Below are 14,994 nucleotides of genomic sequence, written 5' to 3'. Positions count from 1 at the left end.
TCCCGGGCTACCGTGGTTTCGTGCTGGTACGGAGGCTCGCTGCCTTCCGCGCCCACAGCCACCAGCCTTTCTTCTGGGCGTCGCGCTCGAGGGCCTCGAGCCGCGCGAGCCCGGCGCGGGTCTTCCCCGAGGCGAGTTCCACCTCCCCGAGCGCCAGGCGCGCCTCGAGCTGCCCCTCGAACCACTCGCGCCCGCGCGCCTCCTCGAGGATTTCCTGGAGGTGCTTCAGGGCGGCCTCGCGCTCCGGGGCCGCCCCGTACAGGGCCTCGAGGCGGGCGCGCTGGATGTGGAGCCCGAGACGGAGCATGAGCAGGGCGGGCTCGCCGGCGTGCAGGAGCGAGATGCGCGCCTCCCTCGGGTTGCCCTGGGCCAGGGCGATCCGGGCGCGCAGGTGGTGGACGGTGGCGGCGGGGGGTCCAGCGCTCACCGATGACTCCGCCTCGGCCGTCAGCCGCGCGGCTTCCACGAACAGCCCCTCCTCGAAGGCGATCCGGGCCCGCAGGAGGTCGACGGCCAGTTCCCGCTCCAGATCCTGCCGCTTGAGCCCGTGGAGCAGCTCGCGCGCCTCGGCCGAGAGCCGTCGCGCCTGTGCCAGGTCTCCCCGGGCGAGCAGCACTTCCGCCAACCCCGTGAGCCCCATGGCCATCGAGGTTTTGTTCTCGTGCTTCCGAGCGAGGTCGAGCTGCTCTTGGAAGGAGGACCCGGCGGAGTTCAGGTCCCCCAGGGCGCGGTGGGCCTGACCTGTCACGAACAAGCGGTTCATCTCCACGTTCGGCTGGCGCGTTGCGCGGCAGGAGGGGAGCGACTCCTCCGCGGTGTGCAGGGCGGCGCGTGGCTCCCCCAGCGCGTACTCGTTGTCGGAGATACCCACGAGCCTCATACACACGCCGTGCTGGAGACCCTGCTCGCGGTAGATCGACAGTGCCTCCTGGCTCACCTGGAGCCTGCCCCGGAGATCCTCCTCCGGCAGCAGCTCGGCCAGCTGGGAGATGGCGTCCGCCTCCGCGTGCCGGTTTCCGGCGCGCTGCTGGAGCCTCACGGCGTGGTGGATGGACTCGAGTGCACGCTCCTTGGCTCCCTGGCGCTTCCAGGCCGTCGCCTCCAGTCTCCGGCACTCCCCCGCCAGGGACCAGTTCCGCCAGGCTTCCGCCTGGGTCGCCGCGCGAGCCGCGGCTGCCTGCGCCCGGGAATGAGCCGAGACTTCCAGGGCCGCCTTCGCCTCGAGGAGATCGATGCGGGTGGTGTAGCAGGGAGCCGGGAAGCGCTCGCGGAGCGTCGCCAGGGTGGAGAGCGCGGCCTCGGCTCTTCCCGCCACGAGCTGTGCGTCCACCAGGTTCAGCCCGATATCAGGGGAGTCCGGATGGAGCTCGAACAGCGTCTGGCTTGGCTCCAGCATCCGAGTCCGGTCCGTGTAGCGGTAGTACATGCTCTTGAGCAAGAGCCGCTCCCGGAGGGTGAGCGGACCCGGGTCCGCGAGTAGCGCTCCCAGGTGCTCCACGGCCCGGTCGCGCGCCCCGGTGCCGAGCAGGGCGCTCGCGAGCGCGGTCCGTGGAGCCAGTGAGTGCGGTGCCAGCTCGATCGCCCGCTGGAACAACGCCACGGCGGTGGTGGCGTCGGACTGCTGGTACTTCGCATTGCCCTCCGCGAGGAGCTGGAGCGCCTCGAGGTTGGAGGGGATGAGGTTGCCGAGTGGCGTGGCCGATGGCTTCGTCTGGAGACCGAGCGCCTCGCGGATGCGCCCGCCGAGCCGGGAGATCAAGGGCAGCGGCTCCCGCAGGGGGCCGCTCTCCGTGAAGGAGGCGATCGCCGCGCCCGTGGAGGCGCGCTGGAGCTCGAACTCCAGCCGCAGGCGCGGGGACCCGCCGGATTCCTCCACGGAATAGGAGCCCCGCATCACGAGATCGCACCCCGTGAACGCGTGCAGCCGCGCGAGCGTGTCGGGGGTGAGGGGCCCGGTGTCCGGCAGGGAGAGCACGGTCTTCGCGGTGGAGAGCTCGGAACTGAGGAGGAGGAGCTGGTCGTCCATCAACAGCTCCGTCCTGAGCGCGTGGGTGAGCGCGGCGGGGAGCCAGGCCGTGTCGGACCGGCCTGTCGGACCCGAGAAGCCGAAGAGGGCCACCATGGGCCGGGCCGTCGCCAGGCGGGTGGCGCGTAGCGGGCGGGGAGGGAGCGCGCGGGGGTGGATGCCCGCCAGCAGGCTGCCGAGGCCGAGGGCGAGCAGCCGGGGCAAGGTCCGGCTCCAGCGGCGGGGCCTGCTCGGGGCGGGGGCCGGCGCCAGGGGGGGAGGGAGCGCGGCGATCAGCTCGCGTGCGCTCTGGAAGCGGCGGGCGGGCTCGCGCTCGAGGGCGCGCAGGACGAGGGCTTCCCACCGCGTGTCCAGGCCGGGGCGGAACTGGCGCGGCGAGGGCGCCGGCGTGTGGAGCCGTTGCAGGACCGTGCTCTTCGTATCCTCGCCCGTGAAGGGCCTGGTGCCGGTGAGCATCTCGAACAGGATGATGCCCAGGGCGTAGAGATCGGTCCTCGCGGAGAGTGGCTTGCCCTCGAGCTGCTCCGGCGCCATGTACGCGGGGGTTCCGCTCCGCCGTGTCCCGGGCGCCGAGTGCTCCGGTGCGGCGTCTCCCATGGCTTGTGCCAGGCCGAAGTCGGTGATGACCGCACGCGGGGTCTCACCCGTGGGCGAGCGGATGAGCAGCACGTTGGCGCTCTTGAGGTCGCGGTGGATGATGCCGGCCTCATGCGCGGCGCCGAGCCCCTCGGCCATCTGGCGCACCAGGTGCAGTGCCTCGTTGGGGGAGAGCGGCCCGTCGCGGCGCAGGACGGCGGAGAGGGGCTCGCCCTGGAGCAGCTCCATGCTCAGGAAGGCGATGCGCTCCTGGCCGGCGGCGCGCAGGTGGAAGCCCACGTCGAAGATGCGGCAGACATGGGGGTGGGACACCTTGCGCGCGAGGGCGATCTCCCGCTTGAGCAGCTCGAGGGCATCGGGCCGCTCGGCGAGCTCGTGCCGGAGGACCTTGAGGGCCACGCGCTCGCGCAGCTCGCAGTCCTCGGCCTCGTAGACCTCACCCATGCCCCCCCGGCCGAGCAGCCCGCGGATCCGGTAACGGTAGGCGACCAGCTCGTCATCCGCGAAGACGCGACCCGGATCGGAGGCGGGTGTCACGGGAGGCGTGAGCGCCCGCGAGGTCGAGGCGGTGACCAGCGTCTCCTCGCCCGGCTCCTCCGTGGGGCTCCCAGTCCGCGCCCGGGAGTCCGGAGAATGGGAGTCGGGAGGCGGAGACGCGGAGGACATGGGACTCCGGGCAGATTGCCACCTCGTCCCGCTGGGGGGATAGTGCCCCTACTTGCCGCAGGCGATGCTGACAGCGTCCAAGCGACGGGGGCGATCCACCCGTCGCTCAGGTTCTTGTCGTTGCTGCCGCGAGAGGGTCAGGAACGGAAGTCGCCTGGTGCCAGCCCGTGCCGCTTGAGCAGCCGGTGCACCTGGGCCCGCGAGGTGTTGAGCGCCTGGGCCATCCGGCTGATGTTCCCCCGGTGCTCGCGCAGCAGGGCGAGCAGCCCATTCCGCTCGCCCTCCGGGGTCGAGGGTCTGGGCGCCTCGTCCCCGGGTATCCGCCGCGGTGCTTCCTCGCGGAGTTCGGCGGGCAGGTGCTCCAGGTCGATGCGCTCGGGGGAGAGCGCCACGGCCAGGGCCAGGCCGTGCTCGAGCTCGCGCACGTTGCGCGGCCAGTCGTGGCGGAAGAGGGCCCGCGCGGCCTTGGGGGTCAGCGAGGGCCCCGGGGCTCCCGGGGGGGTGCTCCGGCCCAGCAGGTGCGCGACGAGCAGCCCCAGATCCTCCGGCCGCTCGCGCAACGGCGGCACCCGGAGCTGGAGCCCCGACAGCCGCGCGAGCAGATCGCTCCGGAAGGTGCCCTCGCTCACCATGCGCCCCAGGTCCCGGTTCGTCGCGGCGATGACGCGCAGGTCCACCGCGACGGGCCGTGTTCCCCCCACCGGCAGCACCTCACCCTCCTGGAGGACGCGCAGGAGCGACGCCTGGGAGACCAGCGGCAGCTCGCCAATCTCGTCGAGGAACAGCGTGCCGCCGTGGGCGCTCCGGATGAGCCCGGGGCGATCCTCGGTGGCACCCGAGAAGGCGCCCTTGCGGTAGCCGAACAGCTCGGACTGCACGAGCGTGTCCGGCAGGGCTCCGCAGTTGACCGCCACGAACTGCCCGCTCCGGCCCGAGAGCGTGTGGTAGGCGCGTGCGAGCAGCTCCTTGCCCGTTCCCGTCTCGCCCTCCACCATCACCGGCACGGGCGTCCTCGCCACGCGGGCCAGCTTCGCCAGCTCTCCGGTCAGCCCGGGGCTCAGCGTGGCGAACCCGGGCACGGGCGTGTCCAGCTCTGGCGCCGCGGGGGGCGGGGTCCCGGGCGCGGCCAGCTCGCGGAACAGCAGGAAGGTATGACCGAGCTCGATCAGGTCTCCATCCGCGAGCCAGCCCCGGGTGCGCGGCTCGTCGTTGACCAGCAGCCCGTTCTTGGACTTCACATCCTCGAGCATCCACTGTCCGCCGGCCCGGATGAACCGGGCATGCTCCCGGGAGATCCGCCGGTCCGGCAGTTGGAGCAACAACAGCCGCCTGCCCTCGTGGAGCTGGCGGCTCCACGCGCGCAAGGGACCTCGGCCCACCTGGATCTCATCGAACGCCTCCAGCCAGTGCAGGGAGGGCGGCACCAGGGGCCGGTCACACTCCAAGGCTACCACGAGCAAGGGCCGCGGGGGAGCGACAGGTTCCCGCGACTCCCCCTGGAGATCGGACAGTGTGTCGTCGTCAGGAGACACGGTGCGGGCACCCGGCGGTTCGTGGGGGCACTATCGCCCCCGGGTGAGGACGTGGCAATCACCCTCACTGCCGCGCAAAGCGCAGGTGCAGCGAGCTGGGCCCGCGATCATTGAAGTTGGAGCCCTGGTAGTCGTAGGGCCTGTCGGTGAGCTCCCAGTGTGGCAGCGTGAGCAGGGCGCGCAGGGCTTCCTCGACCTCGAGCCGGACGAGGGAGGCCCCCGGGCAGTAGTGGGCGCCGACCCCGAAGGTCATGTGCCGGTTGGGCGCGCGGGTGAGATCGAAGCGCTCCGGGTCGGGGAAGATGGAGGGATCGCGGTTGGCCGCGGCGACCATCGCGTAGACGATCCGCCCCTTGGGAATCCTCGTGCCGCCGAGCTCCGTGTCCTCCACGCACACCCGGTTGATGGACATGACGGCCGGTTCATGGCGCAGGCCCTCCTCGATGGCGCCCCGGATGAGTCCCGGGTTCTGCCTCAAGGCACGCAACTGCTCGGGGTGACGCAGCAGCGCGAGCACCGTGTTGGAGAGCTGGTTCGTCGACGTGACGAAGCCGGCGCCAATCATCTGGAAGGACTGGATGACGGCCTCGCCCGCGAGCTGGGAATTGCCCTGCTCTCCCGCGATGAGCTGGCTGATGAGATCGTCTCCGGGCGCCGCCCGGCGCTGCTCGACGAGGTCCGCCAGGTAGTCCACCATGTCGTTGGTGGTGCGCCGCACGGCGTTCCTCGCCTCGTCCGAGCCGACCCCCGCGCCCGCGGGCTTGAGCAGGTCCCTCGACCAGTCCATGAACCGCGGCCGGTCCGCTTCGGGGAGCGCGAACAGCTCGGCGATGGTGTTGAGGGCGATGGGCTCGGCGAAGTCCGCGACGACGTCCATCTCCCCCTGACGCCGTCCCTTCTCCAGGGCCCGCTCCACGAGCGACACGAGCCGGGGCCGGAAGTGCTCGATCGCCGCGGGCGTGAAGCCCTTCATGACGAGCTGGCGCAGCAGCGTGTGGCGGGGAGGATCCTGGAAGAAGACGAGCCGCGACCAGACCGAGATCATCTTCTTCGTCGCCTCATCCTCCCCCAGCATCCCCATGCTTCCGAACAGCGCGTCCGCGCGCCGCGAGGAGAAGCACGGGCTCCTGGTGAACGCCTCGATGTCGGCGCCACGCGTGAGGATGAAGCACTGGAAGGGTTCGAAGAAGTAGACGGGCCGCTGGGCGCGCAACCGCTCGAAGGTGGGGAAGGGATTGGCGAAGAAGCTCTCGCTCATCAAATCGATATCGGCGTCCGCGCTCATCGTTCCTCCAGGACTGTCTGGCGAGACAGCCTGGGAGGCTAGCCCGAAGGCCTGGAACGCGACAGGGGGCGAGGGAGGGCTCTCCTGGCCTCCTCACCCCCCCGGGGAATTTCAGAGCTGCCCGTTTGTGCTTGGGCTTCGCGTTAGTAGCTGGTCTTCAGCCACTGGCTCTTCGTCCAGGTGAGCTTCCCAGCGCCCGCTCCGTCGGCGGCCGTCAGCCGGCTCTTGATGGTCGACGGATCCTCCGGCGTATAGCTGTAGGGCAGGGTGGAGAAGCCGTTCCAGGAGAAGGCCTTCACGTCCGCGGGTACCGGGCTGAGCGGGCTGCCGGAGGCGTCGCTGCTTCCCCGGAAGGTCACCCCATTGAGGGAGTCGATCGTGTCGACGGCGCGGATCTTCCCCGTATAGCTTGCATCCTCGGGGTCCGTCTGGTTGTTGCGCACCGGGTACTGCACATCGATGATCTGCGACTTCTCGACCAGGACGGCGCCGCCTTCCGTGGAGATCGCGCCGTTGCTCGTCACGGTGAAGTGGTAGCCCTTGGAGGAGATGGCGGTGGCCATGGCCGAGGTGATCTTCGACTTGGCGGCCCAGGCTCCCGCGCTGTCCATGACGATGTTGTAGGCGTGCGCGTTGCCGCCGCGCAGGCGGGGCATTCGGTCCTGGATGTCCTTGTAGTAGTTGTGATGCAGCGTGATGGAGAGGTTCGGGTTGTCCGAGGCGAATTCCGTCGAGCCGACCAGGTGGCCCTTCTTCTGCGCGCCCGCGACCGCGATGATGTCCTGCTTGCTCAGACCCACCGAGCTGCTGCGCAGGTAGTTGTACATCGGGTAGGCGGACTTGTTCGCCTCGAGCGCATCGAACTGCCTGGCCACGAAGCTCGTCGAGCTGCCGTCATCCCCCTTGAACGTGGACCAGGAAATGGTCACGCCCGAGGTGCCCTTCTTCGAGTCGACGAGGCCATCGTAGGCCTTGTTGAAGGTGCAGTGGTCGATCCAGACCTTGCTGCTCTCCTCCAGCGTCAGGTAGTCCCAGTCGTTGGAGTCGTAGTCGCCCTTGGTCTTCTCGTCCCACTCCCACAGCTCATCGAACTCCAGGTTGCGGATGATGACGTTCGAGCTGCGCTTGATCGTGATGGCGACATGCTTGAGCCTGGCGCCGTTGGCCGAGAAGATGGTCAGCCCGTTGAAGCCATCCACGTTGATCTTGCTGACCCCCGACTGCAGGAGCACGGGATGGGTCGACGCCGCGTTGTGGGCGGAGAAGGGTGAGACCTTGGCCGCGGAGGGGAGCTCGTTCCAGCCCAGGTTGAGATCATTCATGATCTCCACGACCTTGACGCCCGAGCCCTTCTTCAATGCCTGGGCGAGCTCCGTCGCGGTGTAGACCTTCTTGTAGCGAGCGGTGTCCGACTCGCTGAGCTCGCCACCACCGGTGTTGCCAGCGGAGAACCCCGTGAGGTTGTAGTCAGTGATTCCGGCGGCCCGGGCATCCGTGGCGGGGATGGCGGAAAACGCCAGACCCAAGGCCATCGAAAGGCTGCACATCCCCTTGACATGAATGTTCATGGAAACCCTCTCCAATCCGAGATGACTCAATCCCTGGAATCGCTCCCTGGAATGATTTCTCTATTACCAAGAGACGGAACCCGAGGTCAAACGTTTTCCCAAGATTAACCGGATTAATCATGAAATGAGGGATGAAGTGCCACAAGACGAATCGTGTCAGTCGGATGAGACGAGTTGTGATGAATTCTCGGGCCGCGGGAAAAACAAAAAGCCCCCGGCCGGATGAGGGCCGAGGGCTCGGAGTTCAAACAGTCAACTGGCTACGGCTCGAGACCACCCGCCAGCGTGCCGTTGCGGTAGACGGTGATGTGGCTGTTGTCGCCATAGGCCGTCTGCCCGGCAATGAACGAGTAGTCATCCGCCTCGTTGAAGTTCGACCAGGACGTGTTGTTCACGCGCAGCTGGATGTCACCCGTGTCCTGGCCGGCCGCCAGGGTGCCGCCGAGGAAGCTGACCTCGATGTAGTGGGTGGCGCCAGGCCGCGGAGCGGAGAGCTGCCCGGACTGGAAGCTCATGGTCGAGCAGCCCGCGAGGGCCCAATCGCAGTTGATCTGGAGGCCGGCCGCGCCGTCCAGCGAGATGTAGTAGCGGACCTTGACGTCCGCCAGGCTGACCGACGTGGTGCCGCCGTTCTTCACCCGGAGGTGGGGGCGGAACTGGTTGGTGGTCGGGGAGTTGTTGTTCCCGTCGCGGTAGAGGGCGGAGAGGGCGCCCACGCTGGCGGCCTGCGTCGTGGCGGAGGCCTCGTTCGACCCGGCCGACTCGAGGGCGGCGTTGGAGGCCGTCACCTTGTAGTAGTGGGTCGTGCCAGGCAGCAGGCTCGTGTGGGTGAAGCTGGTGGTGGAGCTGGTGCCCACCCGGTTCGCCGCGGTGAGGGCCACGCTCGGCGAGGTGGAGTGATAGATGTTGTAGCCGGTGGCGTTGGCGGAGCCCGTCCAGCCCAGGGAGATCTGGCTGGAGCCGGCCGCCGCCGCGGTCAGGCTGGAGGGCGCGGAGAGGACCTGCTCGGCCGGAGTCGCGGAGACCACGCTGCTGTTGGGGCTCTCACCCTTGGCGTTGGACGCGCTGACCACGAAGTAATAGGGGGTGCCATTGGTCAGGCCGGTGTTGGTGTAGCTCGTCCCCGTGACGGAGGCCACCGTCGCGAACGGTCCGGTGCTGGCGGTGCCCCGCTTGACGGTGTAGCTCGTCGCGCCGAGCGAAGCGCTCCAGCCGATCGTCACCTGCTTGTTGCCCGGGGTGGCGGTCAGGCCCGTGGGCGCAGAGGCCGGGTCATTGTCTCCGGCGGTCAGCGGGATGGAGGGATAGGCGTTCTGCACCAGCATCGTGAACTGCTCGTGGAACCAGTGGCCAGACAGCGGCGCGTTCGGCAGGGCGTTGGTCTTCGTGTTGTACATCGTGGTGAAGTCCGGGTCGCACATCGGGTCGGCGCCCTTGCCCTCGTCGTTCGGGATGAGCTTGCTCGCGCCGTCCGAATCGCCGGGCGGCTTGACCCAGACGAAGGCATCCAGGTGAGAAGCGCTATAGCCAGCCGGAGTCGACTGGGGCGGCATTCCCATGCCGGTCCCGGCCTGGTTGCACCAGAGGCCGCGGTGGGCGCGCCGATCGATGCGACCGGAGTCGGCGTACGCGTCGACCGTGGTGCCGTAGGCGCCCGTCGGCCGGTTGGGTCCACCCCAGCCGTTGCGCGAGGTGTCGATGAGGAAGCCGATGCTGGCCGGCCAGCCCGCACCCGTGAAGCCGGTGTAGAGGGAGGCCGCGAAGTCGGTCTCGTCGAAGTTGGGGTTCCACTCGTAGTACTTCGCCGAACGGAGCGGCTGCCCGCCCACGGTCACGTTCGGGTTCACCAGGTTCGGCTCCGCGAGCGGCGTGTAGTTGGCCGTGTTGGTCACGAAGCCATCCACGCTGGACAGCCCCGCCGTCGTCGCACCCACCACGGAGGTGTAGAGCGCGATGGTCTTCTGACGGTTGTCATCCCAGCCCAGCCAGCCCGAGTGGCCGAGGTCCATGTAGATGTAGACGTTGGGGATGGCGTGCAGCTTGTTCATGGCGTACTGCGCGGCCGCCACGTAGATGCCACTGGAGTTGGCCTGGGCGCACGCCGGGTCCTGCAGGTTGGTCACCAGGTTGGGCAGGCCGTCCGGCTCGAGCGCCGTGACGATCCGGATGTCCTTGTACTTCGGATCGGCGAAGATGGCCGTGATGGGGTCGATGTACTCCGTCTTGTAGCGCTGCAGGCCCTCCGCCGTCAGCGGCAGCTCGCCGTTGGACGCCAGCGCATGGCAGTCGCGCCCTGGCATGTCGTAGATGACGAAGCTCGCGGTGATGGGCTGGCCGGCCTTCTTCTGGGCCAGCGCCAGGTCGAGGTGGTCACGCAGGCTCTTGCGGCCGCCGTTCGCGGTGCCGCCGTGAATCGCCGCGATGCGGTCCAGCCAGACATAGGTCGGATACGTTTTGACCGTGCGCATCTTCGCGGCCAGCGTGCTGTCGGTCGTCTTGGCGATCGAGCTGTCGACCTGCGCCGCGTAGTCGGGATTGATGTAGGCGCTCGCGCTCTCGAACGGGTTGTCCACATGCGTCTGAGCGGAGGCGACTCCTCCACAGAGCGCCACTTGCAGGAATGCCAGGGACTTCAGCGCCATGCCGCGGATGTTGGAATGCCTTTGTTGCATGCGTTCCCTCCTGATGAAATGTTGCAGTAAAGTCAGAAAACGTGGAATACGTTTCCGTCGCGAAAAACGATTAAAAGCCGAAAAGCTCATACGATGAAAACGTTTTGATTGCAACCTGTCCGTGGATGAACAGAGCGGATGCTCGTGTCTGAAGCGGGAGCGAATCAGAACGCTTTCATCCGTCTATCGCGGGAAATTCGCTGACTCGTGGCAACAGGCCATTTTTCTTGTATTCACAGGCGTTGAGAACGCCTGCGTTTTCAACGCGAGGCGTCAAGGATTGCCGGAGGTCCCTCCCCTGTCCGCTGGATGGCCAAGCGCGTCGTAACGTTGTCATCTTCATTTCAACGCAAGGCGTCAAGGATTGCGGGCCGAGCGCGCCGAATCGTGTCAGCGACACCGGGCTCGCGCTGGCGGACGGCGTCGGCTAGATGGCCGCGATGCACGAGGTGGGGAAGGGTTCGAAGGGTTGGGGAGATCTGCTGGCCGAGGGGAGGCTGCCCCGTTTCGCGCTGATCTGCCTGGGCGTCTGGTTGAACGCCGCCGATGCGCTGGTCACCGCCACCATCATGCCGAGCGTGGGCGCGGACCTGGGCGGCTATGCCTATTTCAGCTGGTCGGTGGCTGGGTTCCTGGTGGGTGCGATCCTGGCTGGGGCGAGCGCCGGGCGGCTCGCGGAGCTGTTTGGCCTGCGCCGGGCCAGCGCGTTGGCGGGGCTGGTGTGTATGGCTGGTTGCGTCATGAGCGCGGTCGCGCCCGATGTGGGGCTCTTCCTGGCGGGACGCGTGGTGCAGGGGATGAGCTGTGGATGGGTGTCGGGCTTCTCCATGGTGGCCGTGGCCCTGCTGTTTCCGGAGCGGCACCTCGCCCGGGTGTTCGCGTCCATTTCCGGGGTGTGGGGGGTCGCCACGGTGTTGGGGCCGTTGGTCGGCGGGCTCTTCGCGCAAGCGGGCGCCTGGCGCGGCGTGTTCTGGCTGTTCGCCGTGCAGGCCCTGGCCTTCAGCGCGGCGGCGCTCTGGCTGCTGCGCGGCTCGGCCCAACCCACTGGCGGCGCGGGCATTCCGTGGACGCAGCTCGTGGTGCTCACCCTCGGGGTCGGCGCCATCGCCGTGGCCGATGTCATCCGGCATCCCTGGACGGCGCTGGGCCTGGTGGCGGCGGGCGTCGCGCTGCTCGGCCTGGTGCTGCGCATCGACGCCCGCGCGAGGGTCCGGCTGTTGCCGCGCCAGGCGGGTGATGTCCGCACCGTGGTGGGCGCGGGCTATTCGGCCATGTTCTGGATGACGGCCGCGTCGATGGGCTTCGCCGTCTACGGGCCGGCCATCCTGCAGACGCTGCGAGGAATGTCGCCGCTGTGGGCGGGCTATGTGATTGGCGTGGAGTCGATCGCCTGGACCCTGGCCGCTTTCGCGGTGGCGTCCGCGGGTGAGCGCTGGGAGGCCTTCTGGGTGCGCCTGGGCGCGGTCTGTCTGGTACTCAGCCTGGTGATCCTCACCGGGTTCATGGGGGGCGGAGCCCTCGCCTGGGTGCTGGTGGGGGGCGCGCTGCTGGGGGCGGCCTTCGGTTTCTCCTGGAGCTTCATGACCCGCCGGATCATGGCGGCGCTGTCGGACGAGGAGCGCGCGATGGGCACGTCGGCCACCATCGCCATCCGCCAGACGGGTGCCTCGGCCGGCGCGGCGATCTCGGGCGCGGCGGCGAACGTGGTGGGCTTCTCGTCGGGCCTGACGGTACACACCGCGCAAGCGGCGTCCATCTGGGTGTTCGCCAGCGTCATCCCGCTGGCGCTGATCGGCGGCTGGGCGGCGTTCCGGTTGACCGGCCAGAATGCCCAGGACCGCCATCTCCGTGAGGGATGAGGAATACTGCCGTTTTATCCTGTTTTCCTTGAAAAAAAGGATGTTCTCGTCCAGGAAAGTGATGGTCACGAGCTCGTGGCCTCGAGGAGGAGAACGTCATGCGCCGCACCCGACCGGATGAGTCGTTCCTGGTGGTTCACCCCCGCCGTACACGAGTCCTGGGGCTCGCGGCCATGACGCTCCTCGCGGCCAGTGTCGGTTGCGCTGGCGGCCCGGAGCTGGAGCAAGAGGAGAGCACGGGGACCCAGGAGGCGGCGGCCGGAGCCCAGGGCAGCATCCTCTTCGTAGGCAACAGCTTCACCCACGGCCACGAGGAGCCGGTCTACTCGTACAACAAGGGTGCGGTCATCGATGCCAACAACTCGGGGCAGGGCGGTGTGCCGGGCATCTTCAAGAAGCTGACCGTCCAGGCCGGCCTGTCGTACGACGTCACCCTCGAGACGGTCAGCGGAGAGACCCTCAGCGGGCATTACGCCACGAAGGCCGCGATCATCGGCCGCGCCTGGAACACCGTCGTCCTGCAGGAGAACAGCACGCGTCCCCTGCCCACGGCCCGAGGGGGCAGTCCCGAGGCCTTCTTCACCGCCTCCAATGATCTGCGCAACCTCGTATTGAAGGCCAACCCGTCGGCCCGTCTGTTCCTGTACGAGACCTGGGCTTCGCCCACCTCGGTGTCGGCCCAGGGCTATCCGAGCGGCACCGCGGGTCTGCAAGCCATGCAGAGCGACCTGCGCACCGCGTACTTCAAGGCGTATGACGATTTCGACTTCACGGGCGTGGCCCGGGTGGGCGACGGGTTCCTGCGCGCGGTCGAGCAGGGTCTGGCGGATCCCTCCAATGGAACTTCCGCGGGGACCTTCAAGCTCTGGAGCACCTCGGACAACCGCCATGCGAGCAAGTACGGCAGCTACCTCGCGGCGGCGGTGCTGTACGCGAAGATCACCGGAGGGGATCCGCGCAACCTGTCCGTCGGCGCGGGCAGCGCGGCGGCCGAGCTGGGCATTGGCGCGACCGATGCCTCCAACCTCAACCGCATCGCCTACGAGAGCGCCACGTTGCCCGATCCCATCGGCTCTCCCGTGTCCCAGCCCCTGCCCGCGACCCGGGCGAGCTTCACGGGCTCGGTGACGACCGGCACTCCGGCCAACCTCACCGGCAATGCGCAGTTGAGCTCCCTCACCACGTCGGAGGGCACCTTCACGAACCTCCTCGGCGCGACGGCCAGTGGCATCACGGGGACCAACACGCCCAACTCACGGGGCTCGACGCCCGCGAGCGCCCAGGCGGCTGCCTCGGGCCTCACCGTGAATGACGGCGCGAACAACCTGGGCGCGGGCAACTTCCAGTTCGGCACGGCCTTCTCCGCGAAGACGCGCTTCTTCATCGTCGAGAGCGCCCTCGCCTCCGGCACGGTGGGCGATGACACCGTCGTCACGCTGATCGATGCGTCGAACAATCGGGTCGGCTCGTTCTCGCTCTCCCTGGTCGCGAGTCAGTTCACCGCCTCGGCCGCGGGCAACACGTCGAACGCGCTGGCGACGATCAACTACACGAGCGGCGTCGCGAGCGTCACCGGCAGTCCCCCGGGCACGGTGCAGTCGAAGCTGGGCGCCGTCACGTTCTCGCTGGCGGACCTGGGCGTCACCAACTCCACGAGCATCGGCGCCGCCACCGGCATCCGTCTCTCCAGCTCCACGCTCGATCCGAACGTGGTCGGCCTCTACACCGTGCCCTGATTTGCCCCAGGGCTAACGCGCGAACTGGCAGCCCGGACGGTGCGTCCCGGAGCATTCCCGCTCCCTGTCGGGTCGGCGAGAATTCATTCGCTCCGGCGGCCGAGTCGTGTTGTCAGCGGCCCGAGCTCTGCTCCGTCCCTGCCCGCCCGGAGGGTGTCATGGTGCATGGAGAGGAAAAGGCGCGGGAGATGGCCCGCTCCCTGTTGCCGTCGGTCAACCGGGAAGCCGCACGTGCTGGGAGGGCCGCCATCCACCGCGCCCATCGCCGTCACTTCCGCGTGGAGATGAATCGGCTTGTCCGCGATCCCGAGTCGTTCGACGAGCGCGCTGGTTTCGACGCGCAACCCGTCGTGGAGATCCGCCAATTGATGAGGCACCGGCGCTCGGGGGACAAGGTCGCCCCCTTCATCCGCTGGGCCACCGCTCGCGCCCGGTCCATTTCCCGGGAGAGCCGGCTGAGCCACATCCGCGCCCTCGTGCCTCGGGGTCTCATTGGAGAGCATGCGTTGGTGCACATCCGGGAGCGTGAGGAGTTCCAATCCCTGGAAGAATTCGAACGGTGGAAGGCTCGGCGTTCGAGCCACCCACGCTCCTTCCTGCTCGATCGGGGAGAACAAGCCACACTTCTTCATTCCTTGCTGCATGCTCCAGGCGGACACCGCCTTTTCAACCAATGGCTCAAGGCACGCCATCTCATCCACCACCGCGAGGAGTTGAAGGGTTGGCATTGCACGTGCGTCCCCAGGTGCCGCATCCCGAGCCGGCTGAATGCCGCCCCGCCCCCGGTCCGATTGCTCCTGGGCGCGCATGACGTGCTGCCGTTCCTCGCCGCCATCTGGGGCCCCCAGGGCGAGCCCTTGAAGAGCCGCCGCACTCCCCTCGACAGTCCTCGGAGCACCGTGAACACCTTCCTCCGAGCATTCAAGCAGTGCCGGGGAGACGTGCTGGCCACGGCGCGGGTCCTGGGACTCGCGCCGGCCCTCCCCGACTGAGGGGGAGTCGCGTGACACGAGTCGTCTGGCTCCCTCGCCGCTAGAATGCGGACCCGAACAT

8 protein-coding genes are annotated in these 14,994 nt (G+C 68.4%); 3 read left to right on the top strand and 5 right to left on the bottom strand.

The features are described 5' to 3' along the window. Positions 1 to 7: 7 nt before the first annotated feature. The 5 genes from F0U63_RS44380 to F0U63_RS44360 all read right to left on the bottom strand — a co-directional run bounded on the left by F0U63_RS44380 (position 8) and on the right by F0U63_RS44360 (position 10,346). A complete protein-coding gene (locus F0U63_RS44380; RefSeq protein ID WP_395840699.1) occupies positions 8 to 3,289 on the bottom strand; it encodes a protein kinase in 3,282 nt (1,093 codons plus the stop codon). A gap of 137 nt (positions 3,290 to 3,426) precedes the next feature. Continuing rightward, on the bottom strand, positions 3,427 to 4,713 hold the full coding sequence (locus F0U63_RS44375; protein ID WP_395840696.1) for a sigma 54-interacting transcriptional regulator: 1,287 nt from the start codon (positions 4,711 to 4,713) through the stop codon (positions 3,427 to 3,429). 172 nt (positions 4,714 to 4,885) lie between these two features. Then, a complete protein-coding gene (locus tag F0U63_RS44370) occupies positions 4,886 to 6,106 on the bottom strand; it encodes a cytochrome P450 (RefSeq protein ID WP_395840693.1) in 1,221 nt (406 codons plus the stop codon). Positions 6,107 to 6,249: 143 nt separating this feature from the next. Then, positions 6,250 to 7,674 carry a hypothetical protein gene (locus F0U63_RS44365; RefSeq protein WP_395840690.1) on the bottom strand — a complete coding sequence of 475 codons (1,425 nt, stop codon included), beginning with the start codon at positions 7,672 to 7,674 and terminating at the stop codon, positions 6,250 to 6,252. Positions 7,675 to 7,934: 260 nt separating this feature from the next. Beyond that, a complete protein-coding gene (locus tag F0U63_RS44360) occupies positions 7,935 to 10,346 on the bottom strand; it encodes a glycoside hydrolase family 6 protein (RefSeq protein WP_395840687.1) in 2,412 nt (803 codons plus the stop codon). Between the two features lie 431 nt (positions 10,347 to 10,777). Here F0U63_RS44360 and F0U63_RS44355 point away from each other — a divergent pair, with 431 nt between their 5' ends. The 3 genes from F0U63_RS44355 (at position 10,778) to F0U63_RS44345 (ending at position 14,933) form a co-directional block, all read left to right on the top strand. Next, positions 10,778 to 12,205 carry an MFS transporter gene (locus F0U63_RS44355; protein WP_395840685.1) on the top strand — a complete coding sequence of 476 codons (1,428 nt, stop codon included), beginning with the start codon at positions 10,778 to 10,780 and terminating at the stop codon, positions 12,203 to 12,205. Positions 12,206 to 12,303: 98 nt separating this feature from the next. Further along, positions 12,304 to 13,941 carry a cell division protein FtsK gene (locus F0U63_RS44350; protein ID WP_395840682.1) on the top strand — a complete coding sequence of 546 codons (1,638 nt, stop codon included), beginning with the start codon at positions 12,304 to 12,306 and terminating at the stop codon, positions 13,939 to 13,941. Positions 13,942 to 14,099: 158 nt separating this feature from the next. After that, complete coding sequence (locus F0U63_RS44345; RefSeq protein WP_395840679.1) at positions 14,100 to 14,933, top strand: hypothetical protein; 834 nt, start codon at positions 14,100 to 14,102, stop codon at positions 14,931 to 14,933. Positions 14,934 to 14,994 lie beyond the last annotated feature (61 nt).

Origin of the sequence: Cystobacter fuscus, assembly GCF_044360685.1 — a bacterium.
GTDB lineage: Bacteria > Myxococcota > Myxococcia > Myxococcales > Myxococcaceae > Cystobacter > Cystobacter fuscus_C.
Note: the sequence above shows the minus strand (reverse complement) of the source record. Positions and strands in the feature narration are given on the sequence as shown.